Below are 17,876 nucleotides of genomic sequence, written 5' to 3'. Positions count from 1 at the left end.
GGGGCTACGGGTGCATGCGCGCCCCCTTCACCACCTTGTCCACCCCGTTGCGCGGCCCGTACACGGCCAGTCCCACCACATCCAGCTCGGCCGTGGCGACGGCCCGTACCGCGGCCCGGTTGTCGTGGTCGTTGCCCGTGGTGAAGAGATCGGAGGTGAAGAGCGAGCGGGGCAGGGCGCGGGACAGGGCCCTGCCGTGGGCCGCCACCAGGACCTCCTTCGTGGCCTCGAAGACCATCACCGGCTGCCGGAACATCGGGAGGTAGCCGACCCCGTCGGCGTCCTCGTACGGCTCCCCGATCACCTCGGGAACCTGCGATCCCAGGCCGCTGACCAGGAACGACGTGACGTTCAGCCGCTGCCAGGGCTCCAGGTCGTCCCGCAGCAGGACGGCGATCTTGGTGTCGAAGCGCATCGGTTCAGTGCTCATGCACCGAGACTGCCGAGCACCGTACGACCCCGTCTTGTACGTTCTTTGCATGGCCCCGCAGCAGGAAGTCTCCGCCTGGCGGCCCCGCATCCCCGGTGTCGTGGAGGTCTTCCACGCCCACTTCACCGAGTACGCGTATCCGATGCACGTGCACGACGCGTGGACGCTGCTGATCGTGGACGACGGCGCCGTACGGTACGACCTCGACCGGCACGAGCACGGCACCCCGCACGACACCGTGTCCCTGCTGCCGCCGCACGTCCCGCACAACGGCTCCCCCGCCACCCCGCACGGCTTCCGCAAGCGCGTCCTCTATCTCGACGGCACCCATCTCCCGGACGGTCTGATCGGTTCCGCCGTCGACCGGCCCGACCTCCGCGATCCCGAACTCCGGCTGCGGGTGGCCCGGTTGCACACCGCGCTCGACCACCCCGGTGACGAACTGGAGGCGGAGAGCCGCCTGTCGCTCATCGCCGAACGGCTGCACGCGCACCTACGGCCGTCCACCGCGCCCGCCCCCGTATCCCGCGCCCTCACACCCGCCCTCGCCCGTGACCTGCGCGAACTCCTCGACGAGCACGTCACCGAGGGCATCGCCCTCGACGAGGCCGCGCGGCTGGTGCACGCCCATCCGGCCCATCTGGTGCGGGCGTTCAGCGGCGCGTACGGCATCGCACCGCACCAGTACCTGATGTCCCGCCGGGTCGCCCACGCCCGCCGTCTCCTCCTGGACGGCCGCCCGCCGGGCGAGGTGGCCACGGTGACCGGGTTCTACGACCAGTCCCATCTCACCCGCCATTTCCGGAAGTTGGTCGGGGTCGCACCGGGACGATACGCACGCGACAGGGGCCGGCACGGCCACTAGATTCCGCGCACGGACCGGCACGAGCGGCACGCCGCGCCGACGGGTCAGTACGCCGAACCCGCCCCCGCCGGCCTCGTCCGACGTCCTGCGCCGCAGCCGGCCTACAGCCGCCGCTGCGCCTCGTACAGGTTCCGCGGCCGTACGGCATCGGTCGTGCCGTAGAGCTCCAGCCGTGTGTGCAGGTCGCCGGTGAAGTCGGGGACGTCGATCTGGTCGAACTCGGTGACCGTGTTGAGGCCCACCGTGGCGCTGTACGGGGCGAGTTGGTCGAGTTTCATCAGCCCGGCACGGCCGTTGGTGACGCGGATGTTCCAGTGGGTGAAGCGGGCGCCGAAGAGCGGCCCGGCGTTCGCGTCGCCGCCGTGGCGGCCGTCGTTGTACACCGTGATGTCGGTGCGGACGTTGGCGAAGGGCAGCCCCCGGTGGCTGTCGAAGGTGCCCATGCGCATGTCGCCGCGCGACCACACGTTGTACGACGACAGGCCCTCGACGTTGATGCCGTGGAGCTGGGTGCCCGCGGGGGCCGGGACCGTGCGCTGCTCGATGGTGAAGTCCTCGACGAGGTTGTCGTGCGAGCCCTCACGGCAGAAGTAGGGGTGGTGGGAGCCGCGTCCCGCCACCGTCGTACGGCTCAGGGTGCACGCGGAGGCCGCCACCAGGCCGAAGCCGTTGTCGACGTTCCGGACCGTCACGTCGTCGGCCCAGCAGTCGTAGGCGCACTGGAGGACGACCCCGTTGTAGCCCAGGTCCAGGAGGTGGGGCTGCTGCGGGGTCTGCACGGCCTCCAGGGTGAGGCCTTCGACACCCGACCCCGTCAACTCCTCCACGTGCGTGGTGAGTTGTGGGTTCCATTCGGGGCGGAGGTCGAGCGGCAGCGGGCGTTCGAGGGTCACCGTGCGGCCGTGGACGCGGGCGACGCGGACGGGCCATTCGTAGGGGACGTACGACAGGAGCTTCGTCTTGTCGTCCCAGGAGTAGGCCTCGGGGCCGGGGCCGCCGCCCGACATGTGCTCCAGGAGGGTGTGGCCGGGGTCGTCGGAGAGGCGGAGCAGCACCAGTTCGCCCGGCCTCAGTCGGGAGGCGTCCGCCACCGTCACCGTCCAGGCGCCCTGCCGGGCCGGTTCGACGGTCGTCAACTGCCGCCATTCGTCACGCCTGTTGCCGGTCCAGCCCTCGAAGGGCCAGGCCTTCGCCCGGATCGCGGCGACCAGGGAGTCCCAACGGGCGCTCGGCGCGAGCCAGATGAGGCCGCCGGCCCAGGACCAGGACGACTTGTCGCCGCCGTAGCGGGAGCCGTAGACGCCGATCAGTTCGGTCAGGTTCCGCGTCGCGTAGAGCGTCGTCCGGCCGCTGCCGGCGCCGCGCAGGACGACCCCGGAGTGGCCGACGCGGATGACGTCGTCGATGCGGAAGGTGCCGGGCGGGATGAGCACCGTGCCACCGCCGGCCCTGCCGGCAGCAGCGATGGCACGGTTGATCGCGGGGGCGGAGTCGGTCACGCCGTCCGCGACGGCGCCGTAGCGGCGGACGTCGAGGACGAGGGGGCGCCGGGGGTGGCGTCGGGCGCCCGCTCCGCCGATGTACGGGATCTGCGGGTGGGTGTAGGGGGTGCGGGTGAACTCCCGCCAGAGGGAGGGGACTTGGGCGGCGGTGGCCGCTCTCGCCGGGCCGGCCGCCGCGCCCAGCGCCACGGCTGTCGCGGTGCCGAGCAGGGCTCGTCTGGTGAAGCGGGGATGGCTCATGGTCCGTACGCCCTTCCATGCGGCTCTTCATGGATGTGAACGACGTTCAGATCTGCGTCAGCCGTGAGCATGCCACGGAGCCGGGAAACAACGGAAGATGCGGAACAGAGGGAAGTGAGCCGGAGTCAGTCCGTCGGCTGGGTCGGCCGCTTGGTCAGATGTGTGAACGCGTCGAGGTTCCGCGTCGACTCCCCCCGCGACACCCGCCACGCGTACTCCTTGCGGATCGCGGTGGCGAAGCCCAGTTCCAGGAGGGTGTTGAAGCTGCCGTCGGCGGCCTCCAGGACCTGGCCGAGGAGGCGGTCGATCTCGGCGTCGGTGACGGCGGACAGCGGCAGCCGGCCGGTGACGTACACGTCACCGAGCGGGTCGACGGCGTAACTCACGCCGTACAGCTTGAGGTTGCGCTCCAGAAGCCAGCGGTGGACCGCGCCCTCGTTCTCGTCGGGGTGGCGGACGACGAAGGCGTTGAGCGAGAGGGAGTGGCGGCCGACGAGGAGGGAGACCGTCGTCGACAGCTTGCGGGTACCGGGGAGTTGCACGACGAACGTGCCCGACTCCGGGCTCTCCCAGTCGAGTTCGGCGTCCTTGAGGAAACCCTCGATGACCTGCGCCGCCCGCTCCTGGTCCGCTGCTGACTCACCCATGGTGCGAGCGTACGTGACGGCGGTGGGCCTGCGCCGCGGCCGTGTAGACGTCGGCCGTGGCGGCGGCGGCCGTGTCCCAGCCGAAGGACTGCGCGTGCCGGGCGGCGGCCTCGCCCATGCGGGGCGCGCGCGCCGGGTCGTCGGCGAGGTCGCGCAGCACGCGCGCGTAGGCGGCCGGGTCGTGGCCCTGGATCAGGAAGCCGGTCTCGCCGTCCCGCACCGCGACCGGAAGGCCGCCGACGGAGGCCGCGAGCACCGGCGTACCGGCCGCCTGCGCCTCTATGGCGACCAGCCCGAAGGACTCGCTGTACGACGGCATGACCAGCACGGACGCGGCACGGAACCAGTCCGCGAGCTGCTCCTGCCCCACCGGCGGCCGGAACCGCACGACGTCCGCGATGCCGAGCCGCGCGGCGAGCTTCTGCAGCCCCTCCGGCTTGGCGAGGCCGCTGCCGCTGGGGCCGCCGACGATCGGGACGACGATGTTCGAGCGCAGCTCGGGCCGCTCGTCGAGCAGCACGGCGACCGCGCGCAGCAGCACGTCGGGGGCCTTCAGGGGCTGGATGCGGCCGGCGAACAGCGGGATCAGGGCGTCCTGCGGGAGCCCGAGGCGGGCGCGGGCGGCGGCGCGGCCGTCGGCCGGACGGAAGCGTTCGAGATTGACGCCCGGGTGCACGACGGCGACCTTGGCGGGGTCGGCGGAGTAGTGCCGGACGAGTTCGTCGGCCTCTTCGGCCGTGTTGGCGATCAGCCGGTCCGCGGCCTCGACGATCTGGGTCTCGCCGATGACGCGGGCGGCGGGTTCGGGGGTGTCGCCGTCGGCCAGGTTGGCGTTCTTGACCTTGGCCATCGTGTGCATCGCGTGCACGAGGGGGACGCCCCAGCGCTGGGCGGCGAGCCAGCCGACGTGGCCGGAGAGCCAGTAGTGCGAGTGGACGAGGTCGTAGTAGCCCGGGCGGTGGCCGGCCCACGCCTGCATCACCCCGTGCGTGAACGCGCAGAGCTGGGCGGGGAGCTCCTCCTTGGCGAGCCCTTCGTACGGCCCCGCGTCGACGTGCCGTACGAGCACGCCGGGGGCGAGTTCGACGGCCGGGGGGAGGGCGGCGGTGGTGGCCCGGGTGAAGATCTCCACCTCGATGTTGATCGCGGCGAGGCGCTGCGCCAGCTCCACGATGTAGACGTTCATGCCGCCCGCGTCGCCCGTGCCGGGCTGGTGCAGCGGTGAGGTGTGCACGGAGAGCATGGCGACCCGGCGGGGCCGGCGGTGCAGCCGCAGCAGCGACGACGGGGCCGCGGAACGCCGTCCGAGCCTGCTCCCGTACTGGCTCACGTGGCGTTCCTCCTCGCTGCGGGCATGCCTGAGGGAGGGCGTGGGGTCCCTCCAGGTGTCTCCAACACCGGAGGCGGGGGGCCGCATTCCGGCCCCGGGGAATTTTGCCGAGACGTTGCCGGGGGTCGGGCAACTGTTCGAGGGCGGGGTGCGTTGCGGGGGGGCAGGTCGGGGGTGGGTGGTTCGGCTGGGTGCGGGGTGCGGGCGGGTGGGGGCTTGTCGCGCAGTTCCCCGCGCCCCCTGGGGGCCGGCGCGGGCGGGGACGGCGGCGGCCCCGGTGCCGCCGGAAACCCGCATACCCTCGTACCCATGAAAGCCCGCGCAGCGTCCCGCCCCGTAGGAACGGCCACGCGCGGCACGACCAATCCCAACCGCCTGCGCCGCATGGACCGCTGGATCGCGGCGACGCACGGTGCCGAACTGCGCCGGGCCGCCGCCCCCGTCGCCGTGGACCTCGGATACGGCGCGGCCCCCTGGACCGCCGTGGAACTCCTGACGCGTCTGCGAACCGTCGCCCCGCACACCCAGGTGGTCGGCATCGAGATCGACCCCGCGCGGGTCGCCGCGGCGACACCGTACGAGCGCGACGGCCTCGCCTTCCGGCACGGCGGGTTCGAGATCCCGCTCGCGCGGCGCCCGACGCTGATCCGCGCGGCGAACGTCCTGCGGCAGTACGACGAGGCGCAGGTCGCCGAGGTGTGGGCGGGCCTGTGCGGACGGCTCGCGCCCGCGGCGGAAGGTTCCCGGGGCGGGCTCCTGGTCGAGGGGACCTGCGACGAGATCGGACGCCGGCACGTGTGGGTCGCGCTCGGCCCGGAGGGCCCGCGCACCGTCACCTTCGCCGCCCGCCTCGGCTCCCTAGACCGGCCGTCCGACCTCGCCGAGCGCCTCCCCAAGGCCCTCATCCACCGCAACGTCCCCGGCGAACCGGTGCACGCCTTCCTCCGCGACTTCGACCGCGCCTGGGCCGCCGCCGCGCCCTACGCCTCCTACGGCGCCCGTCAGCGCTGGATCCGCGCGGTGCGGGACCTCGGCGCGGACTGGCCGGTGACGGACGGGCCGGTCCGCTGGCGACAGGGCGAAGTGACCGTGTCCTGGGGGGCGTTGGCGCCCCTCGGGTGAGTCCGGTTGCGGGTGGGGCGCGTGGGGAACGATCCCCGGCGGCCGGACGTCACACGAGCGGGGAGCGTGAGCGGGGAGATCGTCACCGGGCATGACCTGGAAGGAAAGGAGAGAAGTACGGGAAGTACTGCCTCTGTCGTTTTCTGTAGGGACATGGCACGATCCCCCAGACGTCCGTAAGTTACTGACGGGCAATCAGATTGCGGTCACAGGCGGCTGACGTGGATGTGGGGGCTGGGGATGAGCACCGGGACGGACAGGGACACGGCCAGGCGGGCCCTGATCACCACGGCCGTGGCGGTCGTCTGCGCGGTCACCGTACTCGCGGCCCCCGGCACCGCGTTCGCGAGCCCGGCACCCACGCCCGCACCGACGGCGACCCCGTCGGCGCCCTCGGCGTCCGCAGCGCCCGTGAGCAACAAGGACCTTGAGGCGGTCCGCAGCAAGCTCGACGCCCTCTACCACGACGCCTCCGTCGCCACCGACGCCTACAACGCGGCCGAGGAGCAGTCGAAGAAGCAGTCCGCGGAGATCGTCGAACTGGCCAAGAAGATCGTCAAGGGCCAGGAGAAACTGGACGAGTTGAAGGACCGCGCCGGCGCCGCGGCCCGCTCCCAGTACCGGACGGGCGGCATGCCGGACGAGGCGCAGCTGCTGCTGAGCGACAACCCGCAGGCCTTCCTCGACGGTACGGGCCGGGTGCTCCAAGGCCAGCGTGCCACGAAGGGCCTGATCGCCGAACTGACCCGCACCCAGCAGGACTTGAAGCAGTACACCGCCGACGCGTCCGCCCAGTGGCAGCAGTTGGAGAAGAACCGCCAGGCCAAGGCCTCCGCCAAGAAGAAGATCACGGCCCAGATCGCGGCGGCCGAGAAGCTGGAGTCCCGGCTGGAGAAGCAGGAGAAGGAGCGGCTGGCCAGGCTGGAGCAGCAGGCGGCCCTGAAGGCACAGACCGCCTGGCTCGACTCCGGCGCCCTCAAGGGCGTCGGCGACAAGGCGACCACGGCGGGCAAGGCGGCGGTGGCGTACGCGACGGCCCAGCTCGGCAAGCCGTACGAGTGGGGCGCCGAGGGCCCGTCGACGTACGACTGCTCGGGGCTGACCTCGCAGGCTTGGGCGAGCGCGGGCGACCCGATCCCGCGCACCTCGCAGGAGCAGTGGAAGCAGCTCCCGCACGTCGCCGTGAAGGACATGCGCCCCGGCGACCTCATCATCTACTTCGACGACGCCAGCCATGTCGCCATGTACATCGGCGACGGCGCGATCATCCACGCCCCGCGACCGGGACGGACGGTGACGGTCGCGGGGGCGGGCTCCATGCCGATATTGGGTGTTGTGCGCCCGGATGCGTGATACGTCCCGTCACCGGGCGTACGGCGTCCGGTGACCCGGGCCACGTGACCCAGCGCACGCACCACCCGCGCCAAACCCCCACCCGGCGTGACCTTCGTCATTCCCGGGTAAGAGCCACCTCGCCCAACTCCCGTACAGAACACGGCATATGACAGTGGCCGCCTGCCAGGCGACCTGTCTCACACCATTCCTTTACGGCGCCCACTACCGCTATGGTCCCCGTCGGTGGGTCGAGGTCCCTCGCCCCGCCGTGCCCTCGGGGGGAGGGAAGGAACCAGGACGATGCCCGCACCCATACCGCGGCAGAGAGCGATCCCGGCCGCGGAAAGTGGTCAGGCGCCGGCCGAGCCCGCGATCGGCGGACCCTTCGGAGACCGTTCCGGAGGCATCACCGGCCCCGGCGACAAGTCGGACGGCGGCTCCACGAGCATGCCCGGAAACGTTTCCGGTGACGTCTCGGGTGACGTCTCCGGAGCGCTTTCCGGAGACCCTTCCGCAGCCGTGGACGCCCCGCGCCCGCATGACACGACCGACGGGGACGCGGCCGACCGCTCCGGGACCGGCGAGCGGACCGAACCGGCCGGTCCGGCCGAGGCCGGACCCCGCGCTGCCCACTCCCCCGGCCACGCGCACGCCACCCCCAACGGCCATCTCACCCTCCTGATGATCGAGGACGACCCCGGCGGCTCGCCGGTCGTGCCCGAGCTGCTCGACCCGACCGGCAAGCCGATCCGGGTCCGCACCGCCCGCAACCTCACCGAGGCCGAGCGGCTGCTCACCGACGACGTGCACTGCATCCTGCTCGACCTCGCGCTGCCCGCCCCGGGCCGCGCGGCGGACGGCACCGACGACGAGCTGGCCGTACTCAGGCACGTCCTGCGGATCGCCCCGCACCACGCCGTGCTCGCCCTCACCGCGTCCGGCGACACCGAGCGCGGCGCCGAGGCGGTCCGCGTGGGCGCCCAGGACTACCTCTTCCGCGACGAACTCGACGGACGGCTGCTCAGCCGCGCGATCCGCTACGCCGTGGAGCGCAAGCGCTCGGACCGCGCCGAGCGCAAGCTCACCGAGTCCAAGCTGCGCGCCCAGGAGAACGCCCGCCTCGAACGCGGCCTGCTGCCCACCCCTCTCCTGGAGGGCTCCCCGCTCCGCTTCGCCGCCCGCTACCGCCCCGGCCGCTCCCGCGCGCTCCTCGGCGGCGACTTCTACGACACCGTGCGCACCCCCGACGGGACCGTGCACGCGATGATCGGCGACGTCTGCGGCCACGGCCCCGACGAGGCCGCGCTCGGGGTCGAACTCCGCATCGCCTGGCGCGCGTTGACCCTGGCGGGCCTCTGCGGCGACCAGCTGCTCGGCACGCTGCAGCAGGTCCTGGAGCACGAGCGCTCCGACGACGAGATCTTCGCGACGCTCTGCACGGTCGACATCGCCCCCGACGGCCGCCGCGCGGGCCTCTGCCTGGCCGGCCACCCGTCCCCACTGCTGGCCTGCCCCGGCCGCCCGGCCGAACTCCTCCCCTACGACAACAACGGCCCCGCCCTCGGGCTGCTGCCCGGAGCCCGCTGGCCCCGGATGCAGGTCGAACTGGGCGCGGAGTGGAGCCTGATGCTCTACACCGACGGTCTGATCGAGGGCCGCGTCGGTGAGGGCCGCCGGGAACGGCTCGGCCAGGAGGGCATGGTGGCCATGGTCCGCCGCCAGCTCGCCGAGGGCCTGCGGGGCGAGGAACTGCTCCGGGCCGCGGTCAACGAGGTCCGCGACCTCAACGGCGGCGAGCTGACGGACGACGTGGCGGTACTGATGCTGGACCGGACGCCGTAGCCGGGTAGCTCCGCGGCTCCGTGGCGAGCGGACGGTGAGGGCATCGCCGCCGTGACGCCGTGTCGCCGTGACGGACGGGCGGTGCGGGGATCGTGGTCGTACGGCTGGCTTCAGCGGCCGCCGTTGTACGGGCCGTACGGGCCGTCGCTGCTGGAGCCGCCTCTGCGGCTGCGGCCGCCGCCGGGGAGGCCGCGGAGGGCCGGGCGGACGTCCACCATGTACACGATGGTCGCGACGAGGCCGATGATCGGCAGGAACGACAGGATGTTGAAGATGAGGTTCACCACGAAGGCGAGCCCCAGGATGATCAGCCAGAACGGCTTGGTCTTCTTGTCCGCCGCGCGATAGGCGTCCTCACGACGCGTGGCCGCGTCCACGAGCGCGAAGCCGCTGAAAACGATCAGGGCGACACTCAACAGCCACATGAACCCTGCGAAGCCCTGCATCAGCACTACGTCCACCACCCGACTCGGCCAGTTCCTACGCGGTCACCGTACCGGCAACCGGATTCCCGCTACCCGAAGAACGGGCCGGGCACTCGTGGAGTGCCCGACCCGTTACCGATCACCCGTATGTGTCACTTCGCGGGCGGCGTGGGCTTCTTCGCGGTGGTGGTCTTGCGGGCCGGAGCCTTCTTCGCGGCGGGCTTCTTCGCCGGGGCGGCCGGGGCCGGGGTCTCGGCCTTCACCACGACGGGCTCGGCCACCGGCGTCACGACGGGCTCGGGGTCGGGCTCGACCGCGACGGCCAGCTCCTCGATCTCGTCGGCCGCCTCGCCGCGCCAGGTCTTCACGGCCTGCTCGCCGTGCTCGGCGACCTTCTCGTACGCCTCGCGCGCCTTGACCGCGTACTCGGCGGCGACGCCGACCCCGCGCAGCGCGAAGTCCTGGGCGGACTCGCCGAACTTCTTCAGGTCGGCGTCGAGGGTGCTGCTGAGCTTCTTGAAGTCACCGTCGAGGCTGGAGAGGAACTCGTTGACCTTGGTCTGGAAGGTCTCCTGCGCCTCCTTGGCCTTGGCACCGGCCTCCTTGGCACGGGCGGCGGCCTTCTCCTGCACGGCCTTCGGGTCGGTGCCGCGCACGGCGTCGATCCGGCCCGGCGCCTCGGCCCGCAACTGCTCGACCAGGCCGGGAACCTTCTTGGCCTGCTGGAGCGCCAGGTCGGCGGTGCCGGCGGCGAAGTAGAGGGGGGTGGGGTCACTCAGGGTCTTGCGCAGGTCATCGGTGATGGCCATGGTGATGGACCTCCCGGTCACTATCAGCTGAGGGTTTTGTGTTGTGTACGTCCGCGGGTCAACCGGCGGTCTCCTGCGGCCCGGTGCGGTCTCCACCGTCGCCGCGGGCACCGCTGTCGTCCCGTCTCGCCGTCCGCTCCGGCGGTTCGGCACCGCTGCCGTCGGCCGCACCGGGACCGAGGTCCGGACCGGGGTCCGCGCCGTTGCCCGCCTCGGCGATCCCGAACCCGTTCTCCTTGCGGAAGGACTCGTAGATCTGAAGCAGCACCTGCTTCTGCCGTTCGGTGAGCGTGGGATCGGCGAGGACGACGGCACGGGTCGCGTCCTCCCGCCGGCGCTCCTCCCCGTCCCGCTCGGCGTCGAGGATGCCGGCCCGCACGTACAGCGTCTCGGCGGAGATCCGCAGTGCCTTGGCGACCTGCTGCAGCACCTCCGCGCTCGGCTTGCGCAGCCCGCGCTCGATCTGGCTCAGATACGGATTCGACACCCCGGCGGCGTCGGCGAGCTGCCGCAGGGACAGCTGCGCGTTGCGCCGCTGCTCACGCAGATACTCCCCGAGATTGCCGACGTTGAGCGTTGCCATGACTCCACCTTGCAACACCCCCGCTAACTATTGCAAGCACCTGCTTGCAAAAGTGCGCCATGCCACTCGGGCGGCCGTCGGGGCCCACGGCGGCCGCCGGCGCGAGGCGGGCCCGCGTATATGCTCGCCGCCGTGCGCGGGCGGCGGGCGGGGCGGCCGAGGGTGAACGGAGCGCGGGAATGGTGAGCATGTGGTCCGGCGTGGTCCGGTCCGCGGCCGAACCCGGCCGTCGCCGGATCTTCGAGCGCGGTGACGTGATCGGCGCGGGCGCGCTGATCGCCTGCGTGGTGGTCTCGGTGATCGCGGCCGACGGGGTGGCGCTGAAGGTCGTCGTCGCCGTGCTCGGGCTCTGCGCGGAGCTGGGCATGGTGCTCAGCGGCCGGGCCCTGCCGACGCCGCTGACCTGGTTCGGCGTCGCGCTGACCATCGGGACCGGCTTCGCGATCATGGCTCTCGTGCCGTCCGGGCTCGGCGAGGTTCCGGTGCTGGCCGCCGCCGCCGTGCTGCCGATGTGCATCCCGGCCGGGCCGGTGCGCAACGCCTGCGTCGCGGTGCTGGCGGTCGGCTTCGGCGTCGCGGTCATGGTGATCTTCGGCAGCGTGGCGGGGCTGCTGTCGGCCGTCGGCGTGTGGCTGCTCGCCGACCGTTCGATCGAACGCGCCGCACTCCAGGCGGAGCGGGACCGCGCGGTCGCGCTGCTGGCCGAGGTGGAGGCGTCCCGCGCGTCCCGGCAGGAGGCGGCCGCCCTTGAGGAGCGCAGGCGGATCGCCCACGAGATGCACGACGTGCTCGCGCACAGCCTCGCCGGACTGTCCATGCAGTTGCAGGCGGTCAGGGCGATCGCACGGCGCGACGGTGCCCCGGCGGCACTGACCGGGCCGCTGGACCGCGCCGCCGAACTCGCCCGCGACGGAGTGCAGGAGGCCCGGGCGGCGGTGGGTGCGCTGCGTTCCGTACCGCTCCGGGGTGTGGCCGATGTCGACGGCCTGACCAGGGGTTTCCCGGGCGAGGCGCGGCTGCGCGTCAGCGGCGGGGCCGGGCGGCTCACACCCGAGGCCGGGCACGCGGTGTACCGGGCGGTGCAGGAGGCGATGACGAACGCGGCACGGTACGCGACCGGCAGCACCATCGACGTGGACCTGGTGTGGGCGGACTCCGAACTGCGCGCCGTCGTACGGGACCACGGGCTGCCGGCCGGTCGCGGCGCGTCGGGAGTACAGGGCAGCGGTACGGGGCTGCGCGGCATGGCCGAGCGGATCGAGGCGGTCGGCGGCTCGGTGACCGCCGGACCCGCCCCCGAGGGACCGGGCTGGCGGATCGCCCTCCGGGTGCCGGTCGTGGCGGACCCGGGTGGCGCGGCGGGCTCCGATGGTGCAGCGGGCTCCGGCTCCGGTGGTGATGGCGCGGTGCGCGGAGCTGTCGTAGGCGGCGCAGCCGGTACGGGCACAGGCGACGGTATGACGGCGGCGGACGGGAAGGCGGGCGCGTGACGATTCGGGTGTTGGTCGCGGACGACCAGGCGGTGGTGCGGGACGGGGTCGTGCTGCTGCTGACCTCGGCCGGGGACATCGAGGTGGTCGGGCAGGCCGGTGACGGGAACGAGGCGGTGCGGCTCGCCGTGGCGGAGCGGCCCGACGTCGCCCTCGTCGACCTGCGGATGCCCGGGCTCGACGGCGCGCAGGTGACGGCCGAGATACGGGCGGCGGGCATCGGGACGCAGGTGCTGATCCTGACGACGTTCGCCGACGACGACGCGGTGATGCCCGCGCTGCGGGCCGGCGCGCTCGGCTATCTGACCAAGGACGCGACCGGCGAGGCGGTGCTGACCGCGGTCCGGGACGTGGCGGCCGGCCGTACCGTCCTCGACCCGGCCGTGCAGCGGCGGCTCGTGCAGCTCGTCGTGACGGAGCCCCAGGCGCCCGCCGCCGCGCCCGCGCCCTCACCGGCTGCGCTTCCGCCCGAGGCCGAGGGGCTGACCAGGCGGGAGGTCGACGTCGTCCGGCTGCTGGCGAAGGGGCTGAACAACCGGCAGGTGGCGCGCGAGATGGTCGTCAGCCTGGCCACGGTGAAAACGCACCTGAACCACGTGCTGGCCAAGCTGGCGCTGGAGGATCGCGGCGCGCTGATCGCCTGGGCCTGGCGCTTCGGCCTGGTGGACAACACCGAGCGGTGACGGCGTGGACCTCAACCCGGGTTACACCCCTGGGTTGAAGGAGTTCGGGGCGCGTCGGCGGAAGCTCTGAGACATGACAACAACCGACTGGTTCATCGACATCGCCCTCCTCCTCATCGTCCTCCGCCAGCTGCGCGAGGAGCGGCTGACCACCCGCACCATCCTGCTCCCGCTCGGCATGATCGCCTGGGCCGCCAGCAGCTACCTGACCGACATCCCGACCGCCGGCAACGACGTGCCGCTGGCCGTGGCCTTCGCGGTCACCGGGGTCGTCCTCGGTCTCGCCGGCGGTCTCCTCACCCGCGTCCGGCACGCCGGCGGGCACGTGCTGATCAAGGCCTCCCGAAGCGCCGCCGCCCTCTGGATCATCAGCATGGGCTTCCGCCTGGGCTTCGCCGTGTGGTCCACGCACTCCTCCGGCACCGCGCACCTGACCAGGTTCTCCGCCGCGCACGACATCACCAGCGGCCAGGCCTGGGTCGTCGCCCTGCTGCTGATGGCGGTCGGCGAGGTCGTCGTCCGGCTGGGCACGATCATCGTCCGCGGCCAGCTGCTGCAGGCCCGGGTCGACCGCGACGCGAAGAAGCAGGCCTCCCGTCCGGGCGTCTACGCCTGAGCCGCGCGGCAGCCCGAGGGCCGGACCGGACCAGGGCACGTGCCCTCCCCGCGCGCCGCACCCCCCACGCACGAACCCCCAGCACATCTCGCCCGACGGCTCACGCACCTCGCTCGACATCCCTCTCGTCCCACTCGTCCCCGCTCGTCCCCGCTCGGCACCCGCCCTCACCCGATCAGCACGGAGGTATCCCATGTCTCCCCTGCCTGTCATGCCCGTATCGCGCCGCACACCCCGTGTCCTCTCCCGGTCCCGGCTGGCGGTGGCCGCCGCCGCGGTGGCCCTCGCGGCGGTCGCCTGTTCGTCGGGCGGCGGGCACGCGGCCGGCGCTTCGAGCGGCAGGCCGAGCGCGCGGGCCACGGCCGTGGCCTCGGCCAGGACCACGGCGGCCGTCGTCGTCCCGCACTCCACCCCGAGCGGGAAGGCCGCGTTCCTCGGGCCGGTGCGTCAGATCCCGGTCGACGGCATCCGGATGGGCTACCGCCGGTTCGGCTCGGGACCCGACCTCGTCATGGTCATGGGCGACACCGGCACCATGAGCGACTGGACGGTCGACCTGCTGAGCCGGCTCGGCCGGCACTACCACGTCACGATCTTCGACAACCGCGGTGTCGGCTACACCACCGACGACACCTCGGTCCCCGACACCATTCCGCTCATGGCCGACGACACCGTCGGTCTGATCAAGGCGCTGGGTCTGCGGCACCCCGCGCTGCTCGGCTGGTCGATGGGCGGCGAGATCGGGCTGACCGTCGCCGCGCTCCACCCGGGAGCGATCAGCGCGCTCGTGAGCAGCGGCGGCGACCTCGGCGGCAGCGAGGCCATCAACACGCCGGCCGCCGTGGCCAAGGAGCTCAACAGCCCCACGACCACGGGGCCGCGGCTGCTGGACCTGCTCTTCCCCGCCGACGCCACCGCCGCACGGGCCGCGTACGTCGAGCAGCTCGGTCTGATCCCGCCGGAGAAGGTCGGCGACGCGACGCTGTTGCGTCAGTACCAGGCCGGACAGGCCTACGAGTCCTTCGAGGGCACCTGGGACAAGCTGCCCGACAGCACCGTCCCGATGCTGATCACCAACGGCTCCCTCGACCGGGTCACCCCGCCCGGAAACGCGAGCATCATCACCCACCGGGCCAGGCACGCCGAGCGGGTCATGTTCCCTGACGCCGGTCACGCGATGCTGGTGCAGGACTCCGGCCGGTTCGTCTCCCTGGTGACCCGGTTCACCGCGGCCGGCTGACCGCGCGGGCCGGGGCGCGTCGAACGTTTCCGGCCCCGGAACTCATCGTTGTACCTGCCATGCAAGCCCATTCACGGGTACGCGGATCGTTGCGGGAGGCTGGAGCGCTGTGGTGAAGCACGTGGAACGGGAGGGGGTCACGCTCGCGCTGACCCGACGCGACGGAACGGGCAGGCCGGTGCTCATCGTGCCCGGGGTGATGGCCGACGCCGTCGGCTGGCAGCCGGTCGTGGACGCGCTGGACGTGGCCGGGCCGGTGTATGTGCTGAACCGGCGGGGCAGGGCGCCCAGCGGTGCGCTGGGTCCGGGCTACACGCTGCGCACCGAGATCGACGACGTCGTGCACGTGCTCGACGCGATCGTCGCCGCCGAGGGCGCGGAGCGGGGCGTGGACCTGTTCGGCTGGAGCCTCGGCGGGCTCGTCTCGCTGGAGTCGGCCGCGCGGCGCGCCGGTGTCGTCCACTCGCTCACCCTGTACGAACCGGTCGTGGCGCCCTTCGGCCGGGAGGTGCTCGACGCGCTGCGGCGGGCCACCGCGGCCGGTGACCTGGACCGGGTGGTGGAGATCGTGAACCGGGACGTGTCGGGGTTCTCCGCGGAGTACGTGGCGCGGCTGCGCCGGAGCGACGCGTGGGAGGTCCTCCGCCCGCTGGCCGCGCCGCTCGCCCGGGAACTGACCGCCCTCGACGAACACCCCGCCGATCTGCGGGAGGTGAGCGGGCTCACCTGCCCGGTCACCCTGCTGCTCGGCGCCGAGAACGAGGGCGTCCCGCCTTACGGCGACGTGTTCGCGCGCATCGCGGAGGCGCTGCCCGGTGCCCGCACCGTCGTCATGCCGGGTCAGGGACACCTCGCGCACGTGCAGGATCCGGCGGAGCTGGCCCGGCACATCGGGCGGGCGCTCGACCGGGCGGACCGACGCGACCTGGACGCCTGTCCGTCGTAGGGCGCGTAGGGCGGGCTCTAGGTCCTGTCCCGGTGGGGGCCGCGGGTGCCGTGGGTCAGTTCCGGGAGGGTGGCCTGCCAGAAGCGTTCCAGGGCGAGGGCGACCATGCGGGCGGTGTCCGGCTGGCGGGAGAGGATCTGGACGCCGACCGTGATCGTGAGGATGGTCGCGGCGATGTCGTCGACGGCGATGCCGGGAGCGAGGCTCCCGTCGCTCCGGGCGTCCTCCAGCAGCTGGGTCAGGAGCGCGGTGAGCCGGTGACGCAGGACCGGTACGCCTCCTTCGGCGCGGTCGCAGCTGACCTGGAACCCGGCCCGTACGACCACGTCACGGACCAGGAGGCGGGCCAGTTCGCGGGTCGTCTCGACCATGGCGGTCAGCGCGGGGGCGTCGGCGCGGGCCTGTCCCGCGGCCAGTTCGTCCAGTGCGTGGGCCGCTTCCGTCTCCAGCGCGGAGGCCAGCGCGTCCTTGTCGGCGAAGTGGAAGTAGATCGCGCCCGCGGAGAGGCCCGCCTCGGTGCTCACCCGGGAGACGGTCGCGGCGGTCAGGCCGTGCCGGTCGATGACCTGTGCCGCGGCCCGCAGGATGGTGTCGCGCGAGCGGACGGCGCGCTGCTGTCGTGCCACGGTCGGTCAGTTTCCGCCCCGCTCCGGCCCGTCGGCTGTGCGGTCGGGCCGGGGCGGCGGGACGGCGGCCGTACGGGAGCGGCTCGTGGCGGGCGCCGCCAGTACCGCCGCGCCGATCAGCAGGACGGCCCCCGCCAGGGCCGGGCCGGCCGGCGGCTGCCCGAGCAGGGGGCCCAGGGCCAGCGAGCCGAGCACCTGGCCGGTGATCATCCCGAGCCCCGCGGCCAGGACGCCGATGCGGCGTACGGTCAGGACGGCGGACAGCACCACCGCGCAGCCGAGGAGGCCACCGGTGTAGTGCCACAGCGGGCCCGGCTGCGGGCGGGGAAGCCGGGAGAGTGCCGCGAGGACCGCGAGGGCGGCGACCATCAGGGCGCAGCCGGCGGCGAAGCTGAGCAGGACCGCCGGGTAGGGGTGTCGTCCGGCGGCCTCGTCCACCTTGCCGTTCACCGCCATCTGCCACGACAGGGCGCACCCGGCGAGGAACGGCAGGGCGGCGAGCGCGACGGTGTGCCCTTCGCCGGGCGCGCCCAGCATCGGGAGGGCGACGGCGCACACCGCGAGCAGACCGCCCAGGAGGCGGCGCCGGGTGGCCCTGCGCGGGGCGCCGGGGCCCAGGCCGAGGTGGTCGACGAGCACCCCGCACAGGGTCTGGCCGGAGACCAGCGCCAGGGTGTAGGAGGCAGGGCCGAGCGCGGCGGCGGTCAGTGCCTGCGTCAGGACCATGCTGCCGCCCGCGACCCCACCGAGGCAGTGGCGCAGCCGCAGGGTGCCGGACCGCAGCCGGGCGCGCAGGGCGGAGAACGCGGGGCGCAGTCCGGTCAGGAAGGCCGCGGCCAGCGCCGTGACGGCGAGGCTGAGCGTGTTCGACCAGGCCGCCGCGGACACGGACCCGGTGTGTCCGCCGAGCCGGCCGTTGACCACGGACTCCAGGGCGAGCGCGGCCCCTCCGGCGACGGCCCCGGCCAGCGGCAGGACACGGGCGCGGACCGTGCCGACCGGTTCTGCGGCGGGCGGGGTCGGCGGGCCGGTGGGCGGCCGGGCGGGCGGCTCGGGGGTGGTGTCGGTGGTGGTGTCCTGGGTGTGGCTTCGCGAGGTGTGCGGCAACGGCATCGGGGCTCCGGTCGGGGCAGGCGCGGACGGGG

The 17,876-nt window shown here is 73.1% G+C and carries 19 protein-coding genes; 9 read left to right on the top strand and 10 right to left on the bottom strand.

Going from position 1 to position 17,876, the window contains the following annotated elements; all coding sequences use genetic code 11:
* Nucleotides 1–4: 4 nt before the first annotated feature.
* Nucleotides 5–481: a DUF2000 domain-containing protein gene (locus tag ACIPTO_RS06455; RefSeq protein WP_366323963.1), complete on the bottom strand. Its 477-nt coding sequence runs from the start codon at nucleotides 479–481 to the stop codon at nucleotides 5–7.
* On the opposite strand from ACIPTO_RS06455, the gene ACIPTO_RS06450 reads away from it, so the two are divergent.
* Nucleotides 480–1,295, top strand: coding sequence for an AraC family transcriptional regulator (locus ACIPTO_RS06450; protein WP_401189876.1), 816 nt, complete (start codon nucleotides 480–482; stop codon nucleotides 1,293–1,295). The two genes, ACIPTO_RS06455 and ACIPTO_RS06450, sit on opposite strands and share 2 nt — an antisense overlap.
* A gap of 101 nt (nucleotides 1,296–1,396) precedes the next feature.
* On the opposite strand, the gene ACIPTO_RS06445 is transcribed toward ACIPTO_RS06450, so the two are convergent.
* The 3 genes from ACIPTO_RS06445 to mshA all read right to left on the bottom strand — a co-directional run bounded on the left by ACIPTO_RS06445 (nucleotide 1,397) and on the right by mshA (nucleotide 5,014).
* Nucleotides 1,397–3,037, bottom strand: a complete 1,641-nt coding sequence (locus tag ACIPTO_RS06445; protein WP_401189875.1) for a glycosyl hydrolase family 28-related protein — start codon at nucleotides 3,035–3,037, stop codon at nucleotides 1,397–1,399.
* A 125-nt stretch (nucleotides 3,038–3,162) separates the two neighbouring features.
* Nucleotides 3,163–3,684 carry a YbjN domain-containing protein gene (locus ACIPTO_RS06440; protein WP_401189873.1) on the bottom strand — a complete coding sequence of 174 codons (522 nt, stop codon included), beginning with the start codon at nucleotides 3,682–3,684 and terminating at the stop codon, nucleotides 3,163–3,165.
* Nucleotides 3,677–5,014, bottom strand: coding sequence for a D-inositol-3-phosphate glycosyltransferase (mshA, locus tag ACIPTO_RS06435; RefSeq protein ID WP_401189871.1), 1,338 nt, complete (start codon nucleotides 5,012–5,014; stop codon nucleotides 3,677–3,679). Before mshA ends, ACIPTO_RS06440 begins: the two co-directional genes overlap by 8 nt.
* Before the next feature lie 309 nt (nucleotides 5,015–5,323).
* Between mshA and ACIPTO_RS06430 the strand changes: the two genes are divergently transcribed.
* Complete coding sequence (locus ACIPTO_RS06430; protein WP_401189869.1) at nucleotides 5,324–6,136, top strand: class I SAM-dependent methyltransferase; 813 nt, start codon at nucleotides 5,324–5,326, stop codon at nucleotides 6,134–6,136.
* Between the two features lie 206 nt (nucleotides 6,137–6,342).
* Here ACIPTO_RS06430 and ACIPTO_RS06425 read toward each other — a convergent pair whose 3' ends face one another.
* A complete protein-coding gene (locus ACIPTO_RS06425; RefSeq protein ID WP_401189868.1) occupies nucleotides 6,343–6,555 on the bottom strand; it encodes a hypothetical protein in 213 nt (70 codons plus the stop codon).
* On the opposite strand from ACIPTO_RS06425, the gene ACIPTO_RS06420 reads away from it, so the two are divergent.
* Nucleotides 6,548–7,489 carry an NlpC/P60 family protein gene (locus ACIPTO_RS06420; RefSeq protein ID WP_401189867.1) on the top strand — a complete coding sequence of 314 codons (942 nt, stop codon included), beginning with the start codon at nucleotides 6,548–6,550 and terminating at the stop codon, nucleotides 7,487–7,489. The genes ACIPTO_RS06425 and ACIPTO_RS06420 overlap by 8 nt on opposite strands.
* A 282-nt stretch (nucleotides 7,490–7,771) precedes the next feature.
* Nucleotides 7,772–9,313 (top strand): PP2C family protein-serine/threonine phosphatase, encoded by a 1,542-nt coding sequence (locus ACIPTO_RS06415; protein WP_401189865.1) that lies wholly within the window; start codon nucleotides 7,772–7,774, stop codon nucleotides 9,311–9,313.
* A gap of 110 nt (nucleotides 9,314–9,423) precedes the next feature.
* Here ACIPTO_RS06415 and ACIPTO_RS06410 read toward each other — a convergent pair whose 3' ends face one another.
* The 3 genes from ACIPTO_RS06410 to ACIPTO_RS06400 form a co-directional block, all read right to left on the bottom strand.
* The gene (locus tag ACIPTO_RS06410; RefSeq protein WP_352183333.1) at nucleotides 9,424–9,759 is read right to left on the bottom strand and encodes a DUF2516 family protein; all 336 of its coding nucleotides are present in this window, start codon (nucleotides 9,757–9,759) and stop codon (nucleotides 9,424–9,426) included.
* 131 nt (nucleotides 9,760–9,890) lie between these two features.
* Nucleotides 9,891–10,547 (bottom strand): hypothetical protein, encoded by a 657-nt coding sequence (locus tag ACIPTO_RS06405; protein WP_366323946.1) that lies wholly within the window; start codon nucleotides 10,545–10,547, stop codon nucleotides 9,891–9,893.
* A gap of 58 nt (nucleotides 10,548–10,605) precedes the next feature.
* Entirely contained in the window at nucleotides 10,606–11,130 is a 525-nt protein-coding gene (locus ACIPTO_RS06400) for a helix-turn-helix domain-containing protein (RefSeq protein WP_401189863.1), read from the bottom strand.
* 179 nt (nucleotides 11,131–11,309) lie between these two features.
* Between ACIPTO_RS06400 and ACIPTO_RS06395 the strand changes: the two genes are divergently transcribed.
* The 5 genes from ACIPTO_RS06395 to ACIPTO_RS06375 all read left to right on the top strand — a co-directional run bounded on the left by ACIPTO_RS06395 (nucleotide 11,310) and on the right by ACIPTO_RS06375 (nucleotide 16,105).
* Entirely contained in the window at nucleotides 11,310–12,620 is a 1,311-nt protein-coding gene (locus ACIPTO_RS06395; RefSeq protein ID WP_401189862.1) for a sensor histidine kinase, read from the top strand.
* Entirely contained in the window at nucleotides 12,617–13,303 is a 687-nt protein-coding gene (locus tag ACIPTO_RS06390; RefSeq protein ID WP_401189861.1) for a response regulator, read from the top strand. The genes ACIPTO_RS06395 and ACIPTO_RS06390 overlap by 4 nt, the downstream gene beginning before the upstream one ends.
* Before the next feature lie 73 nt (nucleotides 13,304–13,376).
* Complete coding sequence (locus ACIPTO_RS06385) at nucleotides 13,377–13,919, top strand: hypothetical protein (RefSeq protein WP_401189859.1); 543 nt, start codon at nucleotides 13,377–13,379, stop codon at nucleotides 13,917–13,919.
* Nucleotides 13,920–14,130: 211 nt separating this feature from the next.
* Entirely contained in the window at nucleotides 14,131–15,159 is a 1,029-nt protein-coding gene (locus ACIPTO_RS06380) for an alpha/beta fold hydrolase (protein ID WP_401189858.1), read from the top strand.
* 112 nt (nucleotides 15,160–15,271) lie between these two features.
* Nucleotides 15,272–16,105 carry an alpha/beta fold hydrolase gene (locus tag ACIPTO_RS06375; RefSeq protein WP_401189857.1) on the top strand — a complete coding sequence of 278 codons (834 nt, stop codon included), beginning with the start codon at nucleotides 15,272–15,274 and terminating at the stop codon, nucleotides 16,103–16,105.
* Nucleotides 16,106–16,122: 17 nt separating this feature from the next.
* Here the strand turns inward: ACIPTO_RS06375 and ACIPTO_RS06370 are convergent, their stop codons facing one another.
* On the bottom strand, nucleotides 16,123–16,731 hold the full coding sequence (locus ACIPTO_RS06370) for a ScbR family autoregulator-binding transcription factor (protein WP_401189855.1): 609 nt from the start codon (nucleotides 16,729–16,731) through the stop codon (nucleotides 16,123–16,125).
* A 6-nt stretch (nucleotides 16,732–16,737) separates the two neighbouring features.
* A complete protein-coding gene (locus ACIPTO_RS06365; protein WP_401189853.1) occupies nucleotides 16,738–17,844 on the bottom strand; it encodes a DMT family transporter in 1,107 nt (368 codons plus the stop codon).
* Nucleotides 17,845–17,876: the final 32 nt, after the last annotated feature.

Source organism: Streptomyces sp. NPDC090083 (assembly GCF_044747445.1).
GTDB lineage: Bacteria > Actinomycetota > Actinomycetes > Streptomycetales > Streptomycetaceae > Streptomyces.
The sequence above is the reverse complement of the archived record's forward strand: the minus strand, read 5'-3'. Positions and strand labels throughout refer to the sequence as shown.